Annotated in this window: 27 protein-coding genes; 15 read left to right on the forward strand and 12 right to left on the reverse strand. The window is 64.6% G+C overall.

What is annotated here, in order from left to right; translation table 11 throughout:
• Positions 1–116 precede the first annotated feature (116 nt).
• Positions 117–716, reverse strand: coding sequence for a Yip1 family protein (locus tag ACNFCI_RS21050; RefSeq protein WP_070091748.1), 600 nt, complete (start codon positions 714–716; stop codon positions 117–119).
• A 253-nt stretch (positions 717–969) separates the two neighbouring features.
• Here ACNFCI_RS21050 and ttcA point away from each other — a divergent pair, with 253 nt between their 5' ends.
• Together ttcA and ACNFCI_RS21060 are read left to right on the forward strand one after the other, a co-directional pair.
• Entirely contained in the window at positions 970–1,794 is an 825-nt protein-coding gene (gene ttcA / locus ACNFCI_RS21055; protein ID WP_084858678.1) for a tRNA 2-thiocytidine(32) synthetase TtcA, read from the forward strand.
• Between the two features lie 3 nt (positions 1,795–1,797).
• Entirely contained in the window at positions 1,798–2,469 is a 672-nt protein-coding gene (locus ACNFCI_RS21060; protein WP_084858679.1) for a DNA-3-methyladenine glycosylase I, read from the forward strand.
• Positions 2,470–2,549: 80 nt separating this feature from the next.
• Here the strand turns inward: ACNFCI_RS21060 and ACNFCI_RS21065 are convergent, their stop codons facing one another.
• From ACNFCI_RS21065 to arsC, 3 genes are read right to left on the reverse strand one after another with little or no spacing between them, the layout of a single operon-like run.
• Complete coding sequence (locus ACNFCI_RS21065; protein ID WP_084858680.1) at positions 2,550–2,963, reverse strand: DUF2069 domain-containing protein; 414 nt, start codon at positions 2,961–2,963, stop codon at positions 2,550–2,552.
• Positions 2,956–3,561: an NAD(P)H:quinone oxidoreductase gene (wrbA, locus tag ACNFCI_RS21070; protein ID WP_084858681.1), complete on the reverse strand. Its 606-nt coding sequence runs from the start codon at positions 3,559–3,561 to the stop codon at positions 2,956–2,958. The genes ACNFCI_RS21065 and wrbA overlap by 8 nt, the downstream gene beginning before the upstream one ends.
• Positions 3,558–3,911 carry an arsenate reductase (glutaredoxin) gene (gene arsC / locus ACNFCI_RS21075; RefSeq protein WP_084858682.1) on the reverse strand — a complete coding sequence of 118 codons (354 nt, stop codon included), beginning with the start codon at positions 3,909–3,911 and terminating at the stop codon, positions 3,558–3,560. Before arsC ends, wrbA begins: the two co-directional genes overlap by 4 nt.
• Before the next feature lie 85 nt (positions 3,912–3,996).
• On the opposite strand from arsC, the gene ACNFCI_RS21080 reads away from it, so the two are divergent.
• Positions 3,997–4,464, forward strand: coding sequence for a TlpA disulfide reductase family protein (locus ACNFCI_RS21080; RefSeq protein ID WP_084858683.1), 468 nt, complete (start codon positions 3,997–3,999; stop codon positions 4,462–4,464).
• A 116-nt stretch (positions 4,465–4,580) separates the two neighbouring features.
• On the opposite strand, the gene ACNFCI_RS21085 is transcribed toward ACNFCI_RS21080, so the two are convergent.
• The 4 genes from ACNFCI_RS21085 to ACNFCI_RS21100 form a co-directional block, all read right to left on the reverse strand.
• Positions 4,581–4,985 (reverse strand): META domain-containing protein, encoded by a 405-nt coding sequence (locus ACNFCI_RS21085; protein ID WP_368830144.1) that lies wholly within the window; start codon positions 4,983–4,985, stop codon positions 4,581–4,583.
• Positions 4,982–5,419, reverse strand: a complete 438-nt coding sequence (locus ACNFCI_RS21090) for a hypothetical protein (RefSeq protein WP_084858685.1) — start codon at positions 5,417–5,419, stop codon at positions 4,982–4,984. Before ACNFCI_RS21090 ends, ACNFCI_RS21085 begins: the two co-directional genes overlap by 4 nt.
• A 31-nt stretch (positions 5,420–5,450) precedes the next feature.
• A complete protein-coding gene (locus tag ACNFCI_RS21095; protein WP_368830145.1) occupies positions 5,451–6,440 on the reverse strand; it encodes a 2-hydroxyacid dehydrogenase in 990 nt (329 codons plus the stop codon).
• A gap of 122 nt (positions 6,441–6,562) precedes the next feature.
• Complete coding sequence (locus tag ACNFCI_RS21100; protein ID WP_416768169.1) at positions 6,563–9,319, reverse strand: response regulator; 2,757 nt, start codon at positions 9,317–9,319, stop codon at positions 6,563–6,565.
• Between the two features lie 238 nt (positions 9,320–9,557).
• Here ACNFCI_RS21100 and ACNFCI_RS21105 point away from each other — a divergent pair, with 238 nt between their 5' ends.
• From ACNFCI_RS21105 to ACNFCI_RS21135, 7 genes are all read left to right on the forward strand, one after another.
• Complete coding sequence (locus ACNFCI_RS21105; protein ID WP_084858688.1) at positions 9,558–10,274, forward strand: response regulator transcription factor; 717 nt, start codon at positions 9,558–9,560, stop codon at positions 10,272–10,274.
• 2 nt (positions 10,275–10,276) lie between these two features.
• Positions 10,277–11,650, forward strand: a complete 1,374-nt coding sequence (locus ACNFCI_RS21110; RefSeq protein WP_084858689.1) for a sensor histidine kinase — start codon at positions 10,277–10,279, stop codon at positions 11,648–11,650.
• Between the two features lie 172 nt (positions 11,651–11,822).
• Positions 11,823–12,722, forward strand: a complete 900-nt coding sequence (gene cysM, locus ACNFCI_RS21115; RefSeq protein WP_084858704.1) for a cysteine synthase CysM — start codon at positions 11,823–11,825, stop codon at positions 12,720–12,722.
• Positions 12,722–14,080 (forward strand): 23S rRNA (uracil(1939)-C(5))-methyltransferase RlmD, encoded by a 1,359-nt coding sequence (gene rlmD / locus ACNFCI_RS21120; protein WP_084858690.1) that lies wholly within the window; start codon positions 12,722–12,724, stop codon positions 14,078–14,080. Before cysM ends, rlmD begins: the two co-directional genes overlap by 1 nt.
• A gap of 97 nt (positions 14,081–14,177) precedes the next feature.
• The gene (relA, locus tag ACNFCI_RS21125; protein WP_084858691.1) at positions 14,178–16,418 is read left to right on the forward strand and encodes a GTP diphosphokinase; all 2,241 of its coding nucleotides are present in this window, start codon (positions 14,178–14,180) and stop codon (positions 16,416–16,418) included.
• Between the two features lie 123 nt (positions 16,419–16,541).
• Positions 16,542–17,375 carry a nucleoside triphosphate pyrophosphohydrolase gene (mazG, locus tag ACNFCI_RS21130; protein ID WP_084858692.1) on the forward strand — a complete coding sequence of 278 codons (834 nt, stop codon included), beginning with the start codon at positions 16,542–16,544 and terminating at the stop codon, positions 17,373–17,375.
• A 24-nt stretch (positions 17,376–17,399) separates the two neighbouring features.
• The gene (locus tag ACNFCI_RS21135; RefSeq protein ID WP_368830148.1) at positions 17,400–17,939 is read left to right on the forward strand and encodes a DUF2058 domain-containing protein; all 540 of its coding nucleotides are present in this window, start codon (positions 17,400–17,402) and stop codon (positions 17,937–17,939) included.
• 90 nt (positions 17,940–18,029) lie between these two features.
• Here the strand turns inward: ACNFCI_RS21135 and ACNFCI_RS21140 are convergent, their stop codons facing one another.
• The 4 genes from ACNFCI_RS21140 to purM form a co-directional block, all read right to left on the reverse strand.
• Entirely contained in the window at positions 18,030–18,212 is a 183-nt protein-coding gene (locus ACNFCI_RS21140) for a hypothetical protein (protein WP_324818162.1), read from the reverse strand.
• Positions 18,213–18,494: 282 nt separating this feature from the next.
• Positions 18,495–19,205, reverse strand: a complete 711-nt coding sequence (locus tag ACNFCI_RS21145; RefSeq protein WP_084858695.1) for a DUF3108 domain-containing protein — start codon at positions 19,203–19,205, stop codon at positions 18,495–18,497.
• Between the two features lie 8 nt (positions 19,206–19,213).
• Positions 19,214–19,867 carry a phosphoribosylglycinamide formyltransferase gene (gene purN / locus ACNFCI_RS21150; protein WP_084858696.1) on the reverse strand — a complete coding sequence of 218 codons (654 nt, stop codon included), beginning with the start codon at positions 19,865–19,867 and terminating at the stop codon, positions 19,214–19,216.
• Positions 19,867–20,925 carry a phosphoribosylformylglycinamidine cyclo-ligase gene (gene purM, locus ACNFCI_RS21155; protein ID WP_368830149.1) on the reverse strand — a complete coding sequence of 353 codons (1,059 nt, stop codon included), beginning with the start codon at positions 20,923–20,925 and terminating at the stop codon, positions 19,867–19,869. Before purM ends, purN begins: the two co-directional genes overlap by 1 nt.
• 341 nt (positions 20,926–21,266) lie before the next feature.
• Here purM and ACNFCI_RS21160 point away from each other — a divergent pair, with 341 nt between their 5' ends.
• The 5 genes from ACNFCI_RS21160 to ACNFCI_RS21180 all read left to right on the forward strand — a co-directional run bounded on the left by ACNFCI_RS21160 (position 21,267) and on the right by ACNFCI_RS21180 (position 25,782).
• A complete protein-coding gene (locus ACNFCI_RS21160) occupies positions 21,267–22,325 on the forward strand; it encodes a DUF2066 domain-containing protein (protein WP_368830150.1) in 1,059 nt (352 codons plus the stop codon).
• Positions 22,326–22,337: 12 nt separating this feature from the next.
• Positions 22,338–23,411 carry an AI-2E family transporter gene (locus ACNFCI_RS21165; RefSeq protein WP_084858699.1) on the forward strand — a complete coding sequence of 358 codons (1,074 nt, stop codon included), beginning with the start codon at positions 22,338–22,340 and terminating at the stop codon, positions 23,409–23,411.
• A 222-nt stretch (positions 23,412–23,633) separates the two neighbouring features.
• Positions 23,634–24,338, forward strand: coding sequence for a DnaA regulatory inactivator Hda (gene hda / locus ACNFCI_RS21170; protein WP_084858700.1), 705 nt, complete (start codon positions 23,634–23,636; stop codon positions 24,336–24,338).
• A 127-nt stretch (positions 24,339–24,465) separates the two neighbouring features.
• Positions 24,466–25,104, forward strand: a complete 639-nt coding sequence (locus ACNFCI_RS21175) for a C40 family peptidase (RefSeq protein ID WP_084858701.1) — start codon at positions 24,466–24,468, stop codon at positions 25,102–25,104.
• 141 nt (positions 25,105–25,245) lie between these two features.
• A complete protein-coding gene (locus ACNFCI_RS21180) occupies positions 25,246–25,782 on the forward strand; it encodes a C40 family peptidase (protein WP_084858702.1) in 537 nt (178 codons plus the stop codon).
• The last annotated feature ends 484 nt before the right edge of the window (positions 25,783–26,266 follow it).

Raw genomic sequence — 26,266 nt, forward strand, 5'->3', positions numbered from 1 at the left:
CTCCTGGCCGGGGCATTATGCCGCAAGCGCCCCATGCCTGCCGAGCCACCGGTCAGCGCACAGCCAGAGGCCGCCTCGATGGCGGCCCCTGGTCATGCTCCTGTGTCGCAATGTCTCTAATTGGTATAGACAGGCCCCACACCCAGCCCCCAGATGATCACCGTGGCGGCCATGATCGCCACCAACACCACCAGGCCCACCGCCAGTACGGAACTGGAGAACAGGAAGCCTTCGTCGGTGGGGATGTTCATGAAGGTTGGCAGGCCGACGTAGAGCAGGTAGACCGTGTAGCAAATGGCCGCCGTGCCCACCAGCATGCCCAGCCAGAGGTGCGGGTAGAGCGCCGCCAGGCCGCCGATGAACAGCGGGGTGGCGGTATAGGTGGCAAAGGCCACGCACTGCGCCATGGACGGCGTGGCATCGTAGGTACGGGCCATCCAGTGGATGAAGGCGCCCATCACTGCGACGCCGGCGAGCATCGCCAGGTAGGACATGATGCTCATCCATAGCGCGCTTTCCATGGTCAGCATCACCGCCGGTCGATCGCCGATGACCCAGCCGACCTGGGTGGTGCCGATGAAGGCCGACACGGCAGGGATCGCTGCCAGTATCAGCGTATGGGTCAGGTACATGTGGCTGATGCTTTCGTCCTCGCCACGGATCTCCTTCCACTCCTGGTCAGGGTGGGTAAACAGCCCCAGAACGTGATGGATCATGCCGGTCACTCCTATCGTCGTTGTCAAACGCCCCCCAAATGGAGCGCTTGCGGCCCGAGGCCTGGACACCGATGCAAGCGGTCGTGTGGCCTTATCAGGGAGTATAGGAAGCCGTTGCCGGCAAAAAACCGGCTTTTTAGAGCAAATTGCGCTGTCAGGCGCGCCCTTGATTCTTTATCGGAATGGCCTACGCCTGTGCTCGGTTTGTGCGTAAAATAGCCCGCTTTTGTCACACCTCGCGGATCCAAGCGCTATGGGCACCCTCTCGGTCAACCAGAACAAACTGCAAAAACGCCTGCGTCGTCTCGCCGGCGAAGCCATCACCGACTACAACATGATCGAGGATGGCGACAAGGTCATGGTCTGTCTGTCCGGCGGCAAGGACAGCTACACCATGCTCGACGTTCTGTTGCACCTGCAGAAGGTGGCGCCGATCAAGTTCGAGATCGTCGCGGTGAACATGGACCAGAAGCAGCCAGGCTTCCCCGAGCATGTGCTGCCGGCCTACCTCAAGACCCTGGGCATCGAGTACCACATCGTCGAAAAGGACACCTACTCGGTGGTCAAGGAACTGATCCCCGAAGGCAAGACCACCTGCTCGCTGTGCTCGCGCCTGCGCCGTGGCACGCTCTATACCTTCGCCGACGAGATCGGCGCCACCAAGATGGCCCTGGGGCACCATCGCGACGACATCGTCGAGACCTTCTTCCTCAACATGTTCTTCAACGGCTCGCTCAAGGGCATGCCGCCGAAGCTGCGCGCCGACGACGGCCGCAACGTGGTCATCCGCCCGCTGGCCTACTGCAGCGAGAAGGACATCCAGGCCTACTCGGACATGAAGGAATTCCCGATCATCCCGTGCAACCTGTGCGGCTCCCAGGAGAACCTGCAGCGCCAGGTGGTCAAGGAAATGCTGCTGGAATGGGAGCGCAAGCACCCGGGCCGCACCGAGAACATCTTCCGGGCCCTGCAGAATGTGGCGCCGTCGCAACTGGCCGACCGCAACCTGTTCGATTTCACCAGCCTGAAGATCGACGAGAGCGCCACCCCGCGTTTTCTCGACGTGCTGAATATCTGACCCATGCGTGACTACCAGTGGCTGCATGAATACTGCCTGAACCGCTTCGGCTCGGCCCAGGCCCTCGAAGCCTTCCTGCCGCAGCCGCGTACCCCTGCGCAACTGCGCGACATCGGCGATGACCGCTACCTGTCGACGCTGGCCCTGCGCGTATTCCGCGCCGGGCTCAAGCACAGCCTGGTGGATGCCAAGTGGCCCGCGTTCGAGCAGGTGTTCTTCGGCTTCGAGCCGCAGAAGGTGGTGCTGATGGGCGCCGAACACCTGGAGCGGCTGATGCAGGACGAACGGATCATTCGCCACCTGGGCAAGCTCAAGAGCGTGCCGCGCAATGCGCAGATGATCCTCGACATCGAGAAGGTGCACGGCAGTTTCGGCGCATTCATCGCCGACTGGCCGGTGACCGACATCGTCGGCTTGTGGAAGTACCTGGCCAAGCACGGTAACCAGCTAGGTGGGCTGTCGGCACCGCGCTTCCTGCGCATGGTCGGCAAGGACACCTTCATCCCCACCGATGACATGAGCGCGGCCTTGATCGCCCAGGGGGTGATCGACAAGCAGCCCACCAGCCAACGCGACCTGGCATTGGTGCAGCAGGCCTTCAATCAATGGCATGCAGAAAGCGGGCGACCGCTGTGCCAGCTGTCGGTGATGCTGGCGCATACCGTCAACCATTGAGCCCCACAGCGTTGAGGTCACGCAGCCCCCCTGTGGGAGCGGGCTTGTCCCGCGATTGGGCTGCGCGGCAACCCTAGCGCTCAAAGCCCCTCGCCGGCCAGCCGCCGCTCATGCTGGAACTTCCAGCGCACATACAGCAGCGCACTGACGAACAGCCCCAGGCTCACCAGCACCTCGATCCAGCCGAACACTGCTCGCGCCGGGTCGAACGCCGCCAGTACGCCTTTGATGAAATAGAGATTCACCACGAAGCAGGTCCAGGCATGCGCCCGGGCGCCGCCCATCAGCATGCCTGGCAGCAACACGAGCAGCGGCACCAGTTCGATCGCCAGGATCACCTCGACCCGCGCCCCGTGGAGGTCGGCGAACCACAGGTTGTTCACCACCAACAGGGCGATCAGGCCGAAGAAGAAGGCCAGGCTCGATGCTCGCGTCAGGCGCAGACGCGGAGCCAGCCACTCCAGTGGCGGCAACACCTTAGGCTTTTTAGCCACGCGCGGCCTCCAAGGCTTTGGCGGTGTTCGCCAGGCGTTGGCCGAGCGCGCGGCACAAGGCGATCTCATGCGGGTCGAGCTCACGCTTGCCATCGGCACCTGCATGATGGCTGGCGCCATAAGGCGTGCCGCCGCCACGGGTTTCGAGCAACGCCGACTCGCTGTAGGGCAGGCCCAGCACCAGCATGCCGTGGTGCATCAGCGGCAGCATCATCGACAGCAGGGTGGTTTCCTGGCCGCCGTGCAGGCTCGCGGTGGAGGTGAACACCGCTGCCGGCTTGCCGACCAGCTCGCCGCCCAGCCACAGGCTGCTGGTGCCGTCTAGGAAGTACTTCAGCGGCGCGGCCATGTTGCCGAAGCGTGTCGGGCTGCCCATGGCCAGGCCCGCGCAATGGCGCAGATCGTCCAGGGTGGCATAGAGCGCGCCGCTGGCCGGGATGTCCGGCGCCACGGCTTCGCACTCGGTGGAAATCGCCGGCACGGTACGCAGGCGCGCCTCCAGGCCGGCCATCTCGACACCGCGGGCGATATGCCGGGCCATCTCGCTGGTCGAGCCATGGCGGCTGTAGTAGAGAACCAGGACGTAGGGTTCGCTCACGGCAGGATCTCCAGCACTTTCTCAGGCGGGCGGCCGATCACGGCCCTGTCGCCGACGACCAGGATCGGCCGTTCGATCAGTTTCGGGTGCTGGGCCATGGCCTCGATCAGCTGCGCGTCGGTCAGTGCCGGGTTGGCCAGGTCCAGGGCCTTGTATTCATCCTCACCGGTACGCAGCAGCTGGCGCGGGGCGATGCCCAGCTTGCCGAGCAGGGCCTTGAGCGTGGCGGTGTCCGGCGGGGTCTCCAGGTAGCGCACGATGGTCGGGGCCAGGCCGCGTGCTTCGAGCAGTTCCAGGGCGCCGCGGGATTTCGAGCAGCGCGGGTTATGATAGAGGGTCAGATCAGTCATGACGGGTCGCATCCAGCTGGGTGTGGCGGCTATTCTAACCGCAGCGACTGTGTAGTTTGCTTGAATCTTCTAGAAGGATTGACCCATGGCAAGGCGTTTGGCAGCTGTACTGGCCATCACTGCGAGCCTGTTGCTCGGCGGTTGCGGTGCGGATTACGGCGTGGACCAGCACGGCAATACGGTAAAGGCCGAGCAGATCGATGGGCACTGGGTGGTGCTCAACTACTGGGCCGAGTGGTGCGGCCCGTGCCGCACGGAAATCCCCGAGCTCAACGCGGCGGCCAAGCAGTGGGAGGCCCAGGGCATCAAGGTGGTGGGGGTCAACTTCGACGGGCTGCAGGGGCAGGACCTCAAGCAGGCGGCCGATACCCTCGGCATCGCCTTCACCGTGCTCGCCCAGGACCCGGCCGAGCGCTACGAGCTGCCGCGCAGCGAGGCGCTGCCGGTGACCTACATCATCGACGACAAGGGCAAGGTACGCGAGCAGTTGATGGGCGAGCAGACCCTCGAAGGGCTGCAGGCCAAGATCAAGGCGCTCAAGGGCGGCGCCTGATCGATTCCGGGGCTGCTTTGCAGCCCATCGCGGCACAAGGCCGCTCCTACAAGCTGGCGCGAGGCGTGTAGGAGCGCCTTGTGCCGCGAAAGGGGCGCGAAGCGCCCCCGATCATTTCAGCCTTCCTCAGGCCAGAACCGCAGCGGCTTGCCCACGGCCGGCCAGAAGCGGATCTGCTCGATCGGCGAGACGTCCCAGCGCTGCACGGTCTCCAGCGCCTGCAGGAAGCGTTTTTCCTGGTCCATCAGCGCCGGTGCGCACAGCTTGCGGGTCTTGCCGACCTTGCCGAAGCTGATGCGATCGCCTTCCAGGGTATAGGGCGCGAACCAATGGTTGCAGCCGGCATTGCCATAGGCGCGGCCGTCCTCGCCCAGAATCAGGGTCAGGTGGCTGTAGTCGATCAGTGGACGTTCGCCGATCCACTCCAGCACATAGCCGCGCTCCTGCTGCAGGGGCGAAGGTTCGGAGGCACAACCCACCAGTGCGGTGGCAGCCAGCGCGGTGCTCAACAGATGTTTCACTGCGCGCTCCCCTGGCAAGCCGGACACAGGTGCCGTTCGCCCTGGCTGCTCCAGCCCAGTTCGGCGATACGGGCGCTGGCCGCCGGTTGACGCGCCTTCTTGCCGAGCTTGGCGTCCACGGCGAATTCGAAGTCCAGTTGGGCCTGGCAAGCGTCGCACTTGACCTGCCAGTTGAGAATCTCCAGCTCGTTGAACACTGGGCCGCTGGCGACGGCGACCCACTGGCCGCGAGGGTTGATCAGGTGGCGCACGCTTTCCACGGTCAGGCGCATGGACAGGTCCTTGCTGCCCTTGAGGGTCACCAGCAGGACATCGTCCTTGTGCATCGAGCCACCGTTGCCGGTGACCTGGTAGCGGCCGGGCACCAGGGCGCGGCATTCGATCAGCGTGTGTTGCGGGTTGAATAGGGTGTAGCGGAAATCGTGTTCGACCATGGGTCCTCCAGAATTGCCGCGTATCCTAGCACTAACCCATGACCAGATTCTGCGCATCGCCTGCCGCCCAGCGGACGATATTGTCCAGGGTGGTGGCGGCGATGGCATCCAGGGCTTCGCGGGTAAGAAACGCCTGGTGCGCGGTGACGATCACGTTGGGGAAGGTCAGCAGCCGGGCCAGCACATCATCTTGCAGCGGCAGGTCGGAACGGTCCTCGAAGAACAGCTGGGCCTCCTCTTCATAGACGTCCAGGCCCAGATAGCCCAGCTGGCCGCTCTTGAGCGCGTCGACCAGGGCTGGGGTGTCGACCAGCGCGCCGCGCCCGGTGTTGATCAGCATGGCGCCGGGTTGCAGTTGCGCAAGGCTTTGCGCGTTGATCAGGTGGCGTGTCTGCTCGGTCAGCGGGCAGTGCAGGCTGATGATCCGCGCTTGGCGCAGCAGTTCGGGCAGCGGCAGGTAACGCGCTCCCAAGGCCAGCAGCGCCGGGTTGGGCGTGGGGTCGTAGGCGAGCAGCTGGCAGCCGAACCCCGCCATGATGCGGGCGAAGGCTTCGCCGATCTGGCCAGTGCCGATGACCCCCACGGTTTTGCCATGCAGGTCGAAGCCGGTCAGCCCATGCAAGGTGAAGTCACCTTCGCGGGTGCGGTTGTAGGCCCGGTGCAGGCGGCGGTTGAGGGCCAGGATCAGGGCCACGGCATGTTCGGCCACGGCGTGGGGCGAATAGGCCGGCACCCGCACCACCGCCAGCCCCAGGCGCCGAGCGGCGGCCAGGTCGACATGGTTGTAGCCGGCCGAGCGCAGGGCGATCAGGCGAGTACCGCCTGCGGCCAGGCGTTCGAGCACCGGCGCGTCCAGCTCGTCATTGATGAAGGCACAGACCACCGCGAAGCCGTTGGCCAGCGGCGCGGTATCCAAGGTCAGGCGGGCGGACTGGTAATGTAGCTCCAGGCCATGGTTTCCGGCAGCCTGGTCGAAGCTTTCCTGGTCGTAGTGCTGGCTGCTGAACAACAGGACGCGCATGGGGCACCTCTGGGTTTCGTGTTGCGCCCAGTGTAGCCAGTCCGAGCCCATGGACCTTGATCTATGGCGCTCTTTCGCGGAGGGAACAGGCGTCGCCAGTGCCGGCGATCGGGGCCTTGAGCTCAGGCGCTCAGCCGCGCCTGGGCCGCCAGACGGGTGATGGCCCGGTCCAGCTCATCCAGGGCCTGCAAGGCCTGGGGGCTGTCCTGCTTGAGCAGGGTCTCGCTGCGTTGGCAGGCAGCGCGCAGCTGCGGCACGCCACAATAGCGCGAGGCGCCGTTGAGCCGGTGCACCTGTTCTATCATGGCCGTGCGGTCGCCGCGCTCGCGGGCGTTGCGGATCGAGTCGCGGTCGGTCTCCAGCGAGGCCAGCAGCATGGCCAGCATATCGGCGGCCAGGTCCGGCTTGCCCGCCGCCAGGCGCAGCCCTTCGTCAGGGTCGAGCACTTTCAGCTCGGTGCTGTCGGGCAGGCGCTCCTGTGCGCGTTCCTGTTGCTGCGGGGCCAGGCTCAGTCCGGTCCACTTCATCACCACCTGGGCCAGCTGACGCTCGCTGATCGGCTTGGTCAGGTAGTCGTCCATGCCGCTGTGCAGCAAGGCGCGTTTCTCGTTGGCCATGGCATGGGCGGTAAGGGCGACGATGGGCAGCGGGTTGCCGCTCTGGCTGGCTTCCCAGCGGCGGATCTGCTCGGTGCAGGCGCGGCCGTCCATGCCCGGCATCTGCACGTCCATCAGCACCAGGTCGAAGAGCTCGTTCTGCACGGCCTGCACCGCCGCGAAGCCATTGTCGAGCGCCAGCACCTCGGCGCCCAGGCCTTCGAGCAAGGTTTGCACCAACAACAGGTTGGCCGGGTTGTCGTCCACGCACAGGATCTTCGGCGCCCGCTGGCTACCGCTGCTGCGTGGCTCGGCCAATGGCCGACGCGGCTGCACCAGTTCCAGCAGCAGACGGCGCAGCTTGCGTGTGCAGGCCGGCTTGGACAGCAACTGGCCATGGCCATTGGGCAGGTAGGGATGGTACAGCGCGTGTTCGGTGGTCGGGCACAGCACCACGCACAGGCAGTCGAGGCGCTCGAGTTGCTGGTGGTAATGACCGAGCTGCTCCGGCGAGAGGCTGCCCAGGTTGGCCCCGAGCACGGCGAAGTCGAATGGCTGGCCCGCCTGGGCGGCGGCTTGGGCGCCTTGCAGCAACTGGTCGAAGGACGCGAACAGGCTGACGCTCAGGCCACAGTCCTCCAGTTGATGTTCCAGCGCCTGGCGAGCCAGCTCGTGGCCGTCGACGATGGCCGCGCGGCGCCCGAGCAGCGGCTGCAAGGGCTGTTCCTCGGCATCGTCATGGGCCCGGGGCAGGCTCAGGCTGATCCAGAACTGCGACCCTTCGCCTGGCGTGCTGTCGACGCCGATCTCACCGCCCATCTGTTCGATCAAACGCTTGGAGATCACCAGCCCAAGGCCGGTGCCGCCGGGCTGGCGCGACAACGAGTTGTCGGCCTGGCTGAAGGCTTGGAACAGGGTGCGCACGTCCTGGGGCGACAGGCCGATGCCGGTGTCCTGCACGCTGATGCGCAGCTGCACGTTGTCTTCCTGCTCGTCCTCGAGTATGGCCCGTACCACGATGGTGCCTTCGCGGGTGAACTTGATCGCGTTGCTTACCAGGTTGGTGAGGATCTGCTTGAGCCGCAGCGGGTCGCCGACCAGCGACAAAGGCGTGTCGCGGTAGACCAGGCTGAGCAGCTCCAACTGCTTGGCATGGGCGGCCGGGGCAAGAATGGTCAGGGTGTCCTGGATCAGGTCGCGCAGGTTGAAGGGAATGCTGTCGAGCACCAGCTTGCCGGCCTCGATCTTGGAGAAGTCGAGGATCTCGTTGATGATCCCCAGCAGATTGTCGGCGGATTTCTCGATGGTGTTCAGGTAGTCGAGCTGGCGCGGCGTCAGCTCGCTGCGTTGCAGCAGGTGGGTGAAGCCGAGGATACCGTTGAGCGGCGTGCGGATCTCATGGCTCATGTTGGCCAGGAACTCGGACTTGATGCGGCTGGCCTCCAGGGCCTCCTTGCGCGCCATGTCCAGCTCGATGTTCTGGATCTCGATGGTCTCCAGGTTCTGGCGCACGTCCTCGGTAGCCTGATCGATGCTGTGCTGCAGCTCTTCATGGGCATTGTGCAAGGTTTCGGCCATGCGGTTGATGCCCGCGGCGAGCTCGTCCAGCTCGTGGCTGCCCATGGCCGGCAGGCGCTCCTCCAGGTTGCCGTCCTTCAGCTGGGTGACGGCGTGCTTGATGCGGCTGATCGGGTCGTTGATGGTGCGGCTCATGCGCAGGGCGAGCAGGGCGGTCAGTGCCAGGCAGCCGAGGATCAGCAGCACGCTGGTGAACAGGCTGCGGTAGCCGCGCAGCAAGGTGCCGTCGTGGGACAGTTCGATTTCCACCCAGCCCAGCAGGCGCTCGGCCTCGGCGGGCACGGCCTCGGTGGCCAGGTCGCGGTGATGGCCGAACACCGGCATCAGGTAACGGGTGGCATCGTTGCCGGTACGCTGCAGCAGCTGTGTGCCGGTGCCGCCGGTGGGCGCCAGGTTGAGCATGCTGGGGCCGGCATGGGCCAGGCGCGTGCGGTCCGGGGCAAGAAATGCCACGGCGCGCACGTCGGTTTGTTCCAGGGCCTGGGCGGCGATCCGTTCGAGCTGGGCCTGGGCCGGGTGGGCCAAGGCCGGCGCTGCCAGCGGGGCCAACTGTTCGGCAAGCATTTTGCCGCGTTGGAACAGCTGGGTGCGCAGCTCGTTCTGCTGCAGCCAGGTGAAATAGCTCCCCAGCACCAATGCCATCAGGCCGGCGGGCAGCAGGGCCAACAGCAGGACCCGGCTTCTGATTCCCAAGCGATCGAGCACATCTGTCTCCTGTCATGTGCCTGTATGCCGTCATCATAGGGACGGCTCCAGGCAGAACGTTACCCCGGCAGCCGGCCTGTTGCACTTATTTGTATCCGTTTTATGCAGCCAGGGGGGCAGTCGACGCGAATGCGAGCCCGCAGAGGGTGGCCAAAAGCCGTCACCGGTCGAAACCCGGTTGCCTTGGCGTGTCCGCATGGCCAATAATTGCGCAACTGAGAATCAATGTCACAAGCCAATGAATCCCGTAGCTGTTAACCAGTCCTCTATTCTCGCCATCGAGGACGACCCCGTACTTGGCGCCTACCTGAACGAGGAGCTGCAGCGTGACGGCTTCCAGGTGACCTGGTGCCGCAATGGCCTGGAGGGCCTGAAGGCCGCTGGACGCCAGGTGTTCGATGTGGTCCTGATGGACATCCTGCTGCCCGGCCTCAATGGCCTGGATGCACTGGCCCAATTGCGCAGGCACAGCGCCACCCCGGTGATCCTGATGTCGGCCCTGGGGGCCGAGGCCGACCGCATCACCGGTTTCCAGCGCGGCGCCGATGACTATCTGCCCAAGCCCTTCAGCATGGCCGAACTGCGTGTTCGCATCGAGGCGATCCTGCGCCGCGTCGCCCTCGAGCGGCGTCACCAGGTTTCGCGCGAGGTGGCCAACGGTCAGCTGCGCTTCGACGATGCCGCCTGCGACGTCTGGCTCGATGGTCTGTGGGCTGGGTTGACACCCAGCGAATACCGTCTGCTCGATACCCTCAATCGCAGCCAAGACGAAGTACTGAGCAAGCCGTTCCTTTATCAGCAAGTCCTGCAGCGAGGCTATTCGCGTCACGACCGCAGCCTGGACATGCATGTCAGCCAGATCCGCCGCAAGCTCAAGGTGATCGGCTACCACGAACGGCAGATCCGGACGGTCTGGGGCAAGGGCTATATGCTCTGCGCCGGCGAGGCGGATTGACGGTGCTCGACCGTCACTCGCTGTTCTGGAAGCTGTCCATCCTCCTGGTGGGCTTCTGCCTGCTGATGATCGGCCTGAGCTACACCTGGGGCCGGCATATGGAAACCCGCAATGCCTACCTCGACGCATCGGCCCGAGAGGAGTTGCTGGCCTGGGCCGGCGAAGCCGAGCGTGCCTGGCGCGAAGGTGGGCAGGCCGGCGTCGACCGATGGCAGGCGCAGATGCGCGAGCAGGGGGCGGGCTGGGTCGGCGTGCTTGATGCCGAACTCCGGCCGTTGGGCAGCGCCAGCCTGTCTCTTGCTGAGGTTCAGCAACTGACGCACCTGCGGGGTGTCGATTGGCCCATGAGTCGGCGCAGCATCACCCAACCCTGGCTGCGCCTGCCGTTCCCCGGCGCACCGGAGCAGGGCATGTTGGTGATCGAGCTGCCGGAGCGCCTCAACCCTGGCCGCTACCGTCTGTTCTGGCAAGTGCTGACCAACGGCATCATCCCGGGCTTGTTCACCCTGCTGCTATGCGTGGGCCTGTACCGCATGCTGATCGTACCGCTGAACCAGTTGCGCGAGCAGGCCAATGCCTGGCGCGCCGACCAGCTCTCGGCACGCCTGGATTCGCGCACCATCGGCCGACACGACGAACTGGGCGAACTGGCCCGGGCCTTCGACCAGATGGCCGAGCGCCTGCAGGGCACCGTGGCCATGCAGCAGCAGATGTTGCGTGACCTGTCCCACGAGATGCGTACACCGCTCAGCCGCCTGCGCGTGGCCTGTGACGGCGAAACCGACCTGCAGCGCCTGGCCGAACGTGTGGGCCGTGAGGTGGACTGCATGCAGCAACTGGTGGAGAACACCCTGCAACTGGCCTGGCAGGATGCCGAGCGTGCGCCGATGAACCTCGAGCCGATCCAGCTCCAGGCGCTGTGGGACATGCTCGCTGAGGATGCCTGCTATGAAAGCGGCTGGGCGCCGGCGCGTTTGCGCTGTGAACTGCCGGCCGAATGCTGGGTGCAAGGCAACCTCAACCACTTGGCCCAGGCCCTGGAGAACATGCTGCGCAACGCGATCCGCCATTCCCCCGAACAGGGGCTTGTGCGCCTGGGAGGCCAGCGTGAGGGTGGGTATTGGCGCATCGTCCTGGAAGACCAGGGGGGCGGGGTGGCCGAAGAAGACCTGGAGCGCATCTTCGCCCCGTTCTCGCGCCTGGACGGCTCCCGCCCGGGCGACGGTGGATTCGGTCTGGGCCTGAGCATCGCCCGCAGCGCGATCCAGCGCCAGGGTGGCACCCTGTGGGCAGAGAACGGCAAGCAAGGGCTGCGTCTGTGCATGCGCCTACCCGCCATCACACCCCCTGTAGGGCTTGCGCGATCGGCTGCGTAGGGCATGAGGTGGCCGCCGCCTGTGAGGCCGAGCGCCGCGCGGGCCGCGCTCGATCCCACAGGCACCGCTTCCTTATGTCTTATAGCTATAGAGACTGCAGATTGCGTGATATGGCGAGGAAACGTTTGCCGGTATGATAGTCGCCCCTGCCGTCCGGATTGTGAACTACGCCATGACCTTGCAGTACCCAACCATCGCCGATTGCGTCGGCAATACGCCTCTGGTTCGCCTGCAGCGTATCGCAGGCGAGACTACCAACACCCTCCTGCTCAAGCTCGAAGGCAACAATCCGGCAGGCTCCGTGAAGGACCGCCCGGCCCTGTCGATGATCACCCGTGCCGAACTGCGCGGCCAGATCAAGCCGGGCGACACCCTGATCGAAGCCACCTCCGGCAACACCGGCATCGCCCTGGCCATGGCAGCGGCGATCAAGGGCTACAAGATGATCCTGATCATGCCCGACAACTCCACTGCCGAGCGCAAGGCGGCGATGACCGCCTATGGCGCCGAGCTGCTGCTGGTCAGCAAAGAGGAGGGCATGGAGGGCGCGCGCGACCTGGCCGACAAACTGCAGGCCGAAGGCCGCGGCTTGGTGCTCGACCAGTTTGCCAACGGCGACAACCCGGTCGCCCACTACACCAGCACAGGCCCGGAGATCTGGCAGCAGACCCAGGGCAGCATCACCCACTTCATCAGCTCCATGGGCACCACCGGCACCATCATGGGCTGCTCGCAGTACCTCAAGGAGCAGAACCCGGCGGTGCAGATCGTCGGCCTGCAGCCGATGGAAGGCTCGGCCATCCCTGGCATCCGTCGCTGGCCCGAGGAGTACCTGCCGAAGATCTTCGACGCCAGCCGTGTCGACCGCGTGGTCGATATGTCCCAGGAAGAAGCCGAGCAGACCACCCGCCGTCTGGCCCGTGAAGAAGGCATTTTCTGTGGTGTGTCTTCCGGTGGTGCGGTAGCAGCCATGCTGCGCCTGTCCCGCGAGGTCGAGAATGCGGTCATGGTGGCGATCATCTGCGACCGTGGCGACCGCTACCTGTCCACCGGCCTGTTCGACGCAACCTGATGTCCAGAAAGAAAAGCAGCGGCGGCCTGCGGTTCCAACCGGCCGGCGGCAACCGTGCGCCCCAGGTGCCGGTCGGCAAGAAACAACGCCTGGACATCGAACGCCTGGCCGGTGACGGCCGAGGCATCGCTTTCCTGGAAGGGCGTACCTGGTTCGTCAGCGGTGCCCTGGCAGGGGAGGCTGTCGAAGCCCGGGTGCTCGGTGCGCGCGGCAAGGTGGTCGAGGCACGCCTGGAGCGGGTGCTGCAGGCCAGCCCTGAACGGCGCGAAGCCCCTTGCCGGTATTACGCCCGCTGCGGTGGTTGCAACCTTCAGCACCAGCCCCATGAGGAGCAGTTGGCGCTCAAGCAGCGCCTGTTGGCCGAGCAGCTGCAGCGCGTGGCGGGTATACAGCCTGAGCAATGGGCCGCACCGTTGGTGGGCCCTGAGTTCGGCTATCGGCGACGCGCGCGGGTGGCGGTGCGGTGGGACCCCAAGGCACGCCGGCTGGACGTAGGTTTTCGCGCCGAGGCCAGCCAGGACATCGTCGCCATCGATGAGTGCCTGGTTCTGGTACAGCCCTTGCAAACGATTTTCCGCCAGTTGCCGGACGTGTTGCGCAGCTTGGGCAAACCCCAAGCGCTCGGGCATGTCGAGTTGTTCAGCGGTACCGCCGAGGCGGTGCTGGTGCGTCATGTCGCGTCGCTGCCGGCAGACGACCTGGCGCGTCTGGAGGCCTTCTGCGAAGCCGTCGGCGCCCAGCTGTGGCTGCAGGGCGAAGGCGAGCCGGCGCCGGTACGGGCAGGCCAGGCGCTGGGCTTTGTCCTCGAGCCTTGGGGGCTGGAGCTTGCCTGGCGGCCAGGGGACTTCGTGCAGGTCAACGCCCAGGTCAACACGGCGATGATCGAGCAGGCCCTGGCCTGGCTCGCGCCGCAACCTGAGGAGCGGGTGCTGGACCTGTTCTGCGGCCTGGGCAACTTCGCCCTGCCGTTGGCCCGGCAGGCCCGTGAAGTGGTGGCGGTGGAAGGTGTCCAGGCCATGGTCGAGCGGGCGGCGGCCAACGCCGGGGACAACAAAGTGCATAATGCACGCTTTTTTCAGGCCGATTTATCGCAGCCTTTGGATGGCGCCGGATGGGCCGCCGAGGGCTTTTCTGCGGTACTCTTGGATCCACCGCGCGACGGTGCTTTCGAGGTGGTGCAAAATATCGCACGCCTCAAGGCCAAGCGGTTGGTCTATGTGTCCTGCAACCCGGCCACGCTGGCGCGAGACGCCCAGGTGCTGGTAGGGCAGGGGTACCGGTTAACAAGGGCCGGGATTCTCGACATGTTTCCTCAGACGGCACATGTCGAGGCCATGGCGTTATTCGAAGCGGGCTAGCCAGGCTGGCCCCTTGGTGCGGTGTCCAGGGAATGGGCGTCGTACGGTGATTGCCAGCGCATCCGTGGGGTGCGCTGTATGGAAAGGTAAAAGAAAGATGGTACAGGTGAGAGTGCACCAGCCGGTCAATACCGACGGCAGTATCAATCTCGAAGCATGGCTGGATCATGTGGTGAGCGTCGACTCGGCGCTGGACCGCAAGGCGCTCAAGGAGGCCTGCGATTTTGCCCAGGAAGTCGAGAAGAAGGGCAACCCGGCCAAGCATTCCTGGGCCGATGGCACGTCCAGCTTCCAGGCGGGCCTGGAGATCGCTGAAATCCTCGCGGACCTCAAGCTCGACCAGGACTCCCTCGTGGCGGCCGTGATCTATCGCTCGGTGCGCGAAGGCAAAGTGACCCTGGCCGAGGTCGGCCAGCGGTTCGGCCCGGTGGTCTCCAAGCTGATCGACGGTGTGCTGCGCATGGCGGCCATCAGCGCCAGCCTCAGCCCGCGCCAGTCATTGGTGCTTGGCTCCCAGGCCCAGGTGGAGAACCTGCGCAAGATGTTGGTGGCCATGGTCGACGACGTGCGCGTCGCCCTGATCAAGCTGGCCGAACGTACCTGCGCCATCCGTGCGGTCAAGGCCGCCGATGACGAAAAACGCCTGCGCGTGGCGCGCGAAGTGTTCGACATCTATGCACCGCTCGCCCACCGTCTGGGCATCGGCCACATCAAGTGGGAGTTGGAGGACTTGTCCTTCCGCTACCTCGAACCCGATCAGTACAAGCAGATCGCCAAGCTCTTGCACGAGCGTCGCCTCGACCGCGAGCGCTTCATCACCGATGTGATGAACCAACTGCAGAACGAGCTGCTGGCCACGGGCGTCAACGCCGACATCAGCGGCCGGGCGAAGCACATCTATTCCATCTGGCGCAAAATGCAGCGTAAGGGCCTGGAGTTCAGCCAGATCTACGACGTGCGTGCGGTGCGCGTACTGGTACCGGAGATCCGCGACTGCTACACCGCGCTCGGTATTGTCCATACCCTCTGGCGGCACATCCCCAAGGAGTTCGACGACTACATCGCCAACCCCAAGGAAAACGGCTACCGCTCGTTGCACACCGCGGTGATCGGCCCGGAGGGCAAGGTGCTCGAGGTGCAGATCCGCACCCACGCCATGCACGAGGAGGCCGAGCTGGGCGTCTGCGCCCACTGGCGCTACAAGGGTACCGACGTCAAGTCCAGCTCCAACCACTACGAAGAGAAGATCTCCTGGCTGCGCCAGGTGCTCGAGTGGCACGAGGAGCTGGGCGACATCGGCGGCCTGGCCGAGCAACTGCGGGTCGATATCGAGCCGGACCGGGTCTATGTGTTCACCCCGGACGGCCATGCCATCGACCTGCCCAAGGGCGCCACGCCGCTGGACTTTGCCTACCGCGTACACACCGAGATCGGCCACAACTGCCGGGGCGCCAAGATCAACGGCCGCATCGTGCCGCTGAACTACAGCCTGCAGACCGGCGAGCAGGTGGAAATCATCACCAGCAAGCACGGCAGCCCGAGTCGTGACTGGCTGAACTCCAACCTGGGCTATGTCACTACATCCCGGGCCCGGGCCAAGATCGTCCATTGGTTCAAGCTGCAGGCCCGCGACCAGAACGTCGCCGCCGGCAAGACCTTGCTCGAGCGTGAGCTGAGCCGCCTGGGCCTGCCCCAGGTCGACTTCGAGCGCCTGGCCGAGAAGGCCAACGTCAAGACCGCCGAGGACATGTTCGCCGCCCTGGGTGCTGGCGACCTGCGCCTGGCCCACATGGTCAATGCCGCCCAGCAGCTGCTCGAGCCCGAGCGCAACGAGCAGATCGAACTGATCCCGCGCAAGGCCAGCGGCACCCGTTCCGGCAAGCGTGGCGACATCCAGATCCAGGGCGTCGGCAACCTGCTCACGCAGATGGCCGGCTGCTGCCAGCCGCTGCCGGGCGACGCCATCGTCGGCTATATCACCCAGGGCCGTGGCGTGAGCATTCACCGCCAGGACTGCGCCTCGGTGCTGCAGCTGGCCGGCAAGGAGCCGGAGCGGATGATCCAGGTCAGCTGGGGGCCGATCCCGGTGCAGACCTACCCCGTTGACATCATCATCCGTGCCTACGACCGCCCGGGGCTGCTGCGCGACGTGTCGCAGGTACTGCTCAACGAGAAGATCAACGTGCTGGCGGTCAATACCCGCTCGAACAAGGAAGACAACACCGCCTTGATGTCGCTGACCATCGAGATCCCCGGTCTGGATGCCCTCGGGCGCCTGCTGGGCCGGATCTCGCAGTTGCCGAACATCATCGAGACGCGGCGTAACCGTACCCCTTGAGACCCCGGGGCCGCTTTGCGGCCCATCGCGGGGCAAGCCCGCTCCCACAGGGGTGCGCTGTACCTGTAGGAGCGGGCTTGCCCCGCGATCGCAGGCGAAGCCTGCGCCGTATGAGAGAACCCGATGTCCTACACCCTCGACGACCTGCTGCACCTCATGGCCCGTCTGCGCGATCCGCAACACGGCTGCCCCTGGGACCTGAAGCAGAACTACGCGAGCATCGTCCCGCACACCCTCGAAGAGGCCTACGAAGTCGCCGACACCATCGAGCGTGGCGACTTCGAACACCTCCAAGGCGAGTTGGGCGACCTGCTGTTCCAGGTGGTCTACTACAGCCAGCTGGCCCGGGAAGAAGGCCGCTTCGCCTTCGATGGCGTGGTCGATAGCATCACCCGCAAGCTGGTCCGCCGGCATCCACATGTCTTCCCCACCGGGGACCTGTACGCGCCACTGGATACGCCCAGCCTGAGCGAGGCCCAGGTCAAGTCGCGCTGGGAAGAGATCAAGGCCCAGGAGCGTGCCGAGAAGAGCGAGCCCGAGCAGTTGTCGCTGCTCGATGACGTGCCGGCGGCGTTGCCGGCCCTGTCGCGCGCGGCCAAGCTGCAAAAACGCGCGGCCACCGTCGGCTTCGACTGGCCTGACGCCTTGCCAGTGCTGGACAAGGTCCGTGAAGAACTGGATGAAGTGCTGCAGGCCATGGCCGACGGCGATGACGATGCCCTCGAGGATGAAATCGGCGACCTGCTGTTCGCCACCGTCAACCTCGCCCGGCACCTCAAGCACGACCCGGAAAATGCCCTGCGCCGGGCCAACCGCAAGTTCGAGCGACGTTTCCGCTTCATCGAACAGGCATTGCGCGACAGTGGCCGCCCGATCGAAGATTGTACTCTTGATGAGCTGGACGCCCTGTGGGGCGAAGCCAAGCGTCAGGAAAAGAACCTGCCCAGCTGCGGCTGAGCTGTTGCATAAGTGAGTGAATACATGAGCCTTTCCCTTCGCGACCAATTGCTCAAGGCCGGTCTGGTCAACCAGAAACAGGTCAAGCAGGTCAACAAAGCCGAGAAGAAACAGAAACGTCTGGAGCACAAAGGGCAGGTCGAAGTCGACGACACCCAGCAGCGCCAGGCCAAGGAAGCCATGGCCGAGAAGGCCAGGAAAGACCAGGAGCTGAACCGCCAACTGCAGGAAAAGGCCGAGCAGAAGGCCCGTGCCGCGCAGATCAAGCAGTTGATCGAGGCAACCCGGCTGCCCAAGCTCAACACCGAGGACTACTACAACTTCGTCGATGACAAGAAGGTCAAGCGCATCTCCGTCAATGCCCTGATGCGCACCAAGCTCAGCAATGGTGCTCTGGCGATCGTCTCCTTCGGCGGCGGTTACGAGGTGATCCCGCGCGAAGCCGCAGTGAAGATCCAGGAACGTGACCCGCATCGTATCCTGCTGCTCAACACCCATGTCGAGGAAGCGGACGAGGACGATCCGTACGCCGCCTACAAGATTCCAGACGACCTCATGTGGTAATTGGCCCGCTCCTACAGGACTCGCACGGTCCTTGTAGGAGCGGCCTTGTGCCGCGAAAGGGCCGCGAAGCGGCCCCTCTATGCTCTGAGGTCACTGCGTAGTGCGCTGGTTCTCCAGGCATTCCAGCTCGCTGCGATATTGCTGGGCCTCCTGTTCGGAGTGGAACATGCCCACCAGTTCGCCTTGCTGGTGCACGTCCCAGATCCGCAGGCCATGGGCCTGGCTTTCGTGGGACATTTTCGATTCGTCGCGTTCGGTTACTTGGACTGTCATCGGTAAACTCCACTTTCGATTGGCTGCGGCAACGTGTCGCAGGTCTCTTTTATAGAGTTTGTTAGCAGGCTAAGTAAATTAAAACGACGATGAAACAAGTTTCATCCTGGGCTGCCTGTCGCGGGACAAGCCTAGTCGCGGGACAAGCCTATAGGCTTACAGCGGCAAAATCTGTGGGAGCGGTCTTGTCCCGCGATAGGGCCGGCCCAGGCAGCGAACAAATCCCAGGTAAAAAGAAGCCCCGCATCAAGCGGGGCTCTTGGGTATTGCAGGCAGTGGTGATCAGTTGCCCTTCACCGATTTGCCATCGACCGTACCGTCCTGCAGCACGATCACATATTCCTTGCCATCGGTCTCGACCTGGCGCAGTTGCACCAGCAGGTAGTCCCAGTCCTTGGCGAACCACAGCTCGGTGATGCGCTTGCTCTGGCTCGGGTCGCGCACGCGCTCGACCTTCACGGCATCGACCTGGCCGGTCTTGGTGGTGACTTTCTCGGTGCCGAGCACGCGGAAGTCATAGGTGTCGATCTCGTCACCATCGACCACCTGGTAGGTCATGCTCTTCTTGCCGGCGGCCACATCATGCTGCAGGGCCAGCTGGTAAGAGGATTTGTCCAGCACACCACGGTTGAGCGGCAGGCTGACGGCATCGCCACGGTCGGAGCCGGTGACTTTCTTGCTGTTCCAATCGAAGGTCAGATCGACCTTCTTCGCCTTGCCCAGGCCGCCACGTTCGAAGTGGTACTTCTGCGGCAGCAGGGTGTCGTTGTCCAGGCGCAGGGTGCTTTGTTCGGTCAGGCTGGCGATCATCATGGAAGCCTTGAAATTAAGGTCCCAGGTACCGTTGGCATTCTTCACCAGGCTGCGCTCGGCGGTGCCACTCATGGGCAGCTGCTTCCAGTCGGCGGTGTAGCTGGCCGAGAAAGGCTTCAGATCAGCTGCCTGGAGCGGCAGGGCGAGTACAGCGAGAGCCAAGAGCAGGGCGCGACGCATAAATTCTCCTAGGGTCGAATCAAGTGACCGCTGGCCGCCAAGGGCTGGCCATCCAGTAATGCACCCTGTTCGCCCAGACGCAAGCGTCCTTCGGCGAACCAGCGCACCGCCAGCGGGTAGATCTGGTGTTCCTGGCGATGAACACGCTGGGCCAGGCTGTCGGGTGTATCGCCTGGCTCAACCGGTACCACTGCCTGTACGACCAAGGGGCCGCCATCGAGTTCCTCGGTGACGAAGTGTACGCTGCAACCATGCTCCGCGTCGCCCGCTTCCAGTGCCCGCTGGTGGGTGTGCAGCCCTTTGTACTTGGGCAGCAGCGACGGGTGGATGTTGAGCAGACGGCCCTGGTAGTGGCGGACGAACCCGCCGCTCAGGATGCGCATGAAGCCGGCGAGCACCACCAGGTCCGGCTCGAAGCCGTCGATCAGCGCCATCAGCGCAGTATCGAAGGCTTCGCGGCCCTCGAAGTCGCCGTGCGCGAGCACAGCGGTTTCGATGCCGGCCGCCTGGGCGCGTTGCAGGCCGTAGGCGTCGGCGCGATTGGAAATCACGCCGCGAATGCGTACGGGGCTAGCGTCGCCACGGTTGGCGTCGATCAGTGCTTGCAGGTTGCTGCCGGAACCCGACAGCAGTACCACGACATTACAGGTCTTGCTTGGCATCAGTGCGCCTTGAGGTTCTGCAGCTCGACCTGGGCGGCACCGGCCGGCGCCTCGGCGATCTGGCCGATGACCCATGGCTGCTCGCCAGCGTCACGCAGCACGCCCAGGGCAGTGTCGACCTTGTCTTGCGCCACGCAGATGACCATGCCGACGCCGCAGTTCAGGACGCGATGCATCTCGTGCTCGTCGACGTTGCCTTTTTCCTGCAGGAAGTCGAACACCGCTGGACGCTGCCAGCTGGCCACGTCGATCACGGCCTGGGCATTGGCCGGCAGCACGCGTGGGATGTTGTCCAGCAGGCCGCCGCCGGTGATGTGGGCCATGGCCTTGACCGCACCGGTGTCCTTGATCAGCTTGAGCAGCGGCTTGACATAGATACGGGTCGGCGCCATCAGCAGGTCGGCCAGTGGCTTGCCGTCGAGCTGGGTGTTCTCGATGTCGGTGCCGGATACTTCGAGGATCTTGCGGATCAGCGAGTAGCCGTTGGAGTGCGGGCCGGAGGACGGCAGGGCAATCAAGGCGTCGCCGGTGGCGACCTTGGAGCCGTCGATGATCTCGGCCTTTTCCACTACGCCGACGCAGAAGCCGGCCAGATCGTAGTCTTCGCCCTCGTACATGCCTGGCATTTCGGCGGTTTCACCACCGACCAGGGAGCAGCCGGCCAGCTCGCAGCCGGCGCCGATTCCAGTGACCACGGTGGCGGCTACATCGACGTTGAGCTTGCCGGTGGCATAGTAGTCGAGGAAGAACAGCGGCTCGGCACCGCAGACCACCAGGTCGTTGACGCACATGGCGACCAGGTCCTGGCCGATGCTGTCGTGCTTGTTCAGGTTCAGCGCCAGGCGCAGCTTGGTGCCCACGCCATCGGTGCCGGAGACCAGAACCGGCTGCTTGTAGCCGGCCGGGATCTCGCAGAGGGCGCCGAAGCCGCCCAGGCCACCCATGACTTCAGGGCGTGCGGTGCGCTTGGCCACGCCCTTGATGCGTTCGACCAGTGCTTCGCCGGCGTCGATGTCTACACCGGCGTCCTTGTAGCTCAGGGAGGGTTGCTTGCTCATTGATCCAGGCCTTTAGGAGGGAGGGATTCGGGAAAACGACCGCGACGGCCAAGGCCGGCTCGAAGGGCGGCGGCTGCCTGTACGTCACTGGTCTGCGAAGGCGCGCGATTTTATCAGGGTTGCCGGGCAGCGGCCATCCTCAGGCCGACGGGCAGGGCGTGAATCTGGCAAAAAACATCCTTTCACAGGCTGCGACTGGTTGCCGGGGCGGTGCCTGTATAAGGTAATAGGAATGGCGGTGGGCCGAATCGGCTGGCACGGCGGAGCGTTTTGCGCCGTGCCGGGGTCACAACGGCAGGTCGGGGCCCGGCGCCCCTTGGTCATCTGGACAGGAATCCTCCATGCGTTTTCTCAATCACCTGGCGGTCGCTTGCCTGGTCGTGGGCAGTGCCGTCGCACAGGCCGAAACCGTCTCCGGGCTCTATCAGGTCCGTGAGCCGATCGACGGGCAGGGCAGCGAAGCCCGCGCCCAGGCCACCAGCAAGGCCCTGGACACCCTGGTACTGCGTCTGACCGGCGACCCCAAGGCGGCCCAGAGCCCAGGCCTTGCGGCGTTGCGCAAAGATCCACAGCAAATCATCAACCAGGTCGGCACCGAGGCGGGCCCGCCCGAAACCCTGGTGGTGGAGTTCGACCCTGGCAGTACCGAGCGCGCCCTGCGCCAGGCCGGGCTGGCCCTGTGGGGCAGCAACCGGCCATCGATCCTCGGCTGGTGGCTGAACGACAGCGTCGAGGGCAGCAACCTGGTGGGGGACGGGCAGTCGGCCGCCGGGCCGTTGCGCCGTGCCGCCCAGCATCGCGGCCTGCCGCTGCGCTTGCCGCTGGGCGACCTGCAGGAACAATTGGTGGCTGACGCCAAGCAACTGGAGGGCAACGACCCGGCGCCCTTGCGCGAAGCGTCCGAACGCTACAACGCTGATGCCATGCTGGCGGTGCATGCCCAGGAAGCGGACGGCAAGTGGCGGGGTAAATGGCAGCTGTGGCTGGGCGACCAGCGCGAGCAGGGGAGCGTCGAGGCCGCCGACCAGGCAGCCTTGGCCGATGCGGTGATGCTGGCGATCAGCAGTCGCCTGGCCCCCCGCTACGTCACCCGCCCGGGGGCCAGCAGCCAGTTGCAGATCCAGGTGCAGGGCATGAACCTGCAGCGCTATGCCGAGCTCGGCCGCGTGCTCGAGCCTTACGGCCCACGCCTGCACCAGGCCGAAGGCGACACCCTGACCTACAGCGTCACCGGCAACCGCGAACAACTGCGTGCCCAGTTGGGCCTGGCCAAGCTCCAGGAGCTGCCGCCCGAGCAGGCGCCTGCGCCGCTGCCCGATGCCGTTGCGGCGCCGCAGCCACCGGGCACGCCCCAGCCGGCTGCGCCCAAGCCGTTCGACGGCCTGCGCTTTCGCTGGTAGGGAGTGCAACGCATGATCGATATGCGCCGTTGGGCGTGGCTGGGTGTGGCGTTGCTGGTCGCCGTGCTCCTCTATTGCCTGCATAACATCCTGTCGCCGTTCCTGGTCGGCATCCTGCTCGCCTACCTGGCCGACCCGCTGGTCGATCGCCTGGAGCGCCTGGGGCTGTCTCGGACCTGGGGCGTGGTGGTGGTGTTCAGTCTGTTCGCCCTGCTGTTCCTTGCCTTGCTGCTGGTGTTGGTGCCGATGTTGGCCAAGCAGTTGGTGCGCTTGTACGAATTGGCACCGCAGATGCTCGACTGGCTGCAGCATGTGGCCCTGCCTTGGGTGCAGGGCCGGCTGGGCCTGGCCGATGGCTTCTGGAGATTCGACAAGATCAAGGCCGCCATTGGTGCGCACATGGGCCAGACCACCGATATTGTCGGCGTGGTGGTGTCCCAGGCCACGGCGTCGGGGCTGGCCTTGCTCGCCTGGCTGGCCAATCTGGTGCTGATCCCGGTGGTGGGGTTCTACCTGCTGCGCGATTGGGACGTGATGATGGCCAAGCTGCGCAGCCTGCTGCCTCGCCAGCGCGAAGCGCAGGTCATGGGCCTGGCGGGGGAGTGCCATGAGGTGCTGGGGGCGTTCGTTCGCGGCCAGCTGCTGGTGATGCTGGCGCTTGGCTTGATCTACGCCGGCGGCCTGATGCTGGTGGGCCTGGAGCTGGGGTTACTGATCGGCCTGTTGGCCGGGCTTGCGGCCATCGTGCCGTACATGGGGTTCATCATCGGTATCGGCGCGGCATTGGTCGCGGGCCTGTTCCAGTTCGGCGGCGACCCCTACGCGATGCTCGGCATCGTCGCAGTGTTCATGGTCGGTCAGGCGCTCGAAGGCATGGTGCTGACGCCGCTGTTGGTAGGCGACCGTATCGGCCTGCACCCGGTTGCGGTGATCTTCGCGATCCTGGCCGGTGGCGAGCTGTTCGGCTTCACCGGCGTGCTGCTGGCCTTGCCGGTGGCGGCGGTGATCATGGTATTGCTGCGGCATGTGCATGACCTTTACAAGGAGTCGGACATGTACGCCGGGGATATCGACCCGAAGCTTTAGCAGGGCAGGGGCCGCGTCGCGGCCCTTATAGGCGCGGGCTTGCCGCGCGATCAAGGGCGAAGCCCTTGTCATGCAACCGTGCCGGCAAGGCCAAAATGTCATGCAACCCATTGATTTTACTTGCCCTATTACCCTCACAGATTGTGCCGTCCGCGTTGCGGGTATAGACTTTGCACACTGTTCACCAAAGGCCCCCTGTGGTCCTCGCGACCGCCAGCCAGCATGAAACCGATCCAGTTGCCCCTGGGTGTGCGTCTGCGCGATGACGCCACCTTCATCAACTACTATCCGGGCGCCAATGCCGCGGCATTGGGTTACGTCGAACGGCTTTGCGAAGCCGACGCCGGCTGGACCGAGAGCCTCATCTATCTATGGGGCAAGCAGGGTGTTGGTCGTACGCACCTGCTCCAGGCCGCGACCCACCGTTTCCAGCAATTGGGCGAACCGGCTGTCTACCTCCCCCTGGCACAATTGCTCGACCGTGGCGTGACGTTGCTCGATTACCTGGAGCAATACGAACTGGTGTGCATCGACGATCTGCACGTGATCGCCGGCAAGGCCGATTGGGAAGAGGCCATGTTCCACTTGTTCAACCGCTTGCGTGACAGTGGCCGGCGCCTGTTGCTGGCAGCCTCCAGCTCACCGCGCGAGCTGCCGATCAAGTTGCCCGACCTCAAGTCGCGCTTGACCCTGGCGTTGATCTTCCAGATGCGCGGCCTGTCCGACGAAGACAAGCTGCGCGCCTTGCAGTTGCGGGCCTCGCGCCGCGGCCTGCACCTGACCGACGAAGTCGGCCATTTCATCCTCACCCGTGGCGCTCGAAGCATGAGTGCGCTGTTCGATCTGCTCGAGCGTCTCGACCAGGCTTCTCTCCAGGCGCAACGCAAGCTGACCATCCCGTTCCTCAAGGAAACCCTGGGTTGGTAGCACCCTGAAAACAGCGCCCCAGAGCCTGAAAACAGAAAAGTCACATTTTTTTCGATAAAATTTGCAAATGGCCATGATAGAGGGCATAGTTTCCCCCTTCTAAAGGATTACAGACACGGTCGTGCCCATGCTGACGCGCTTCGCACCCCTCGTGCCATTTGCACTCGTGACCCTGCTTTTTGGCTGCGCCTCCCAAGGCCCTGTTTCCCAGCCACAGGATCAACAATCGCTCGCCGCGCACACCGCCGAGCTGACCAAGCCATCTGCCTCTTCCGTTTTCGGTGAAGAGCCGGTGGCCACTGAAGACGACCTGGAAGCCTTTTCCAGCAACAGCAAGCCCTATGAGCTGCCGGCCCTGGCCGACAGTATCCTGGAGCGTGGCATGTCGTTGATCGGCACCCGTTACCGTTATGGCGGTACCTCGGAGAAGTCCGGTTTCGACTGCAGTGGTTTCATCGGCTACCTGTTCCGTGAGGAAGCTGGCGTGAAACTGCCGCGTTCGACCCGCGAGATGATCAACGTCGACGCGCCAAAGGTTGCCCGCAACAAGCTCAAGCCAGGCGACCTGCTGTTCTTCAGCACCAACGGCCGCGGTCGAGTGAGCCACGCCGGCATCTACCTGGGTGACAACCAGTTCATCCACTCCAGCAGCCGCCGCAGCGGTGGTGTGCGCATCGACAACCTGGGCGATCGCTACTGGAGCAAGACCTTCATCGAGGCCAAGCGCGCCTTGGCCATGGCGCCGACCACGATCTCGCGCAACTGATATCAAAATGCTGTACCCTGCCGCGGCGGCGATGCTGAAAAAGCTCGCCGCCGTGCGCATTTATAGAAAGCGTCTAATCTAATTCCTCAACTCTTTTGGCTTCGGCTGCGGCCGGACGGTTCCAGACAGGATGTTCTGACCATGGCGATGTTGGCGCGCTTCGCATTCCTTTCCCTGGCGGCATTGCTCGCGGCCTGCTCGAGCCGGGCCCCGGTACCTGCACCGGTGGCCAAGCCGACGGTAACGTTCAACCCGCAACCTGCTTTTTCCCCCGTGGCGGAGGATGTATTGTTCCGCGCCATCGGTTTGGTGGGCACGCCATACCGCTGGGGTGGCAATACGCCGGACTCGGGGTTCGATTGCAGTGGGTTGATCGGTTATGTGTACCGGGATGCGGCGGGGATCAAGCTGCCGCGGTCGACGCGTGAAATGATCGTGATGCGGGCGCCTAATGTCGACATCAATGCGTTGCAGTCGGGTGACCTGGTGTTCTTCGCCACCGGTGGCGGCTCGCAGGTCAGCCACGCGGGGATCTACGTGGGAGAGGGGCGGTTCGTGCATGCACCTTCCAGCGGCGGGACGGTGCGGTTGGATTATCTATCCAACAGCTATTGGGCGCGGGCGTACCTGCAGGCCAAGCGAGTGTTGACGGCGGGGCATTTGGCGCAGAATCCTTGAGGGCTGGCGTTGTTTATCCAACGGTAATGACCTCAGATTTGTGAGGCAGCTGTACAGCCCATCGCCGGCAAGCCGGCTCCCACAGGGCTTTCGCAAGTCTTGAGAGCGGCGCAACCTCGGTGGGAGCTGGCGACAGCCTGCGATGGGCTGCAAAGCAGCCCCAAGCCTTCAAACGGTGGAGCCCCTCCAGACTCAAAGGGCCGCTTTGCGGCCCATCGCAGGCTCCGCCACCGCCACTTTTGCTTTTCTTTCGCAACAGTCCAGGCGCCGCCAATCGCGACGTCAGGAGGCCGAGGGGAGGCATTACGGAGGTGGGTGCCGGGCATGGATGCCCGGCAAGCGGCGCAGGGCCATGGATGGCCCTTCGCCGCGTCCCACCGGGAGTAATGCCGGAGCGAGGGAACCCCGGAGCGCAGCGCAGGGGCCGGATGCAGGAGCCAGCGGTTTTTGCCTACTTTTGCCCAAGAGCAAAAGTAGGTCGCCG

This window comes from Pseudomonas sp. NY15356 (assembly GCF_048068175.1).
In the GTDB taxonomy this organism is placed as follows: Bacteria; Pseudomonadota; Gammaproteobacteria; order Pseudomonadales; family Pseudomonadaceae; genus Aquipseudomonas; species Aquipseudomonas putida_K.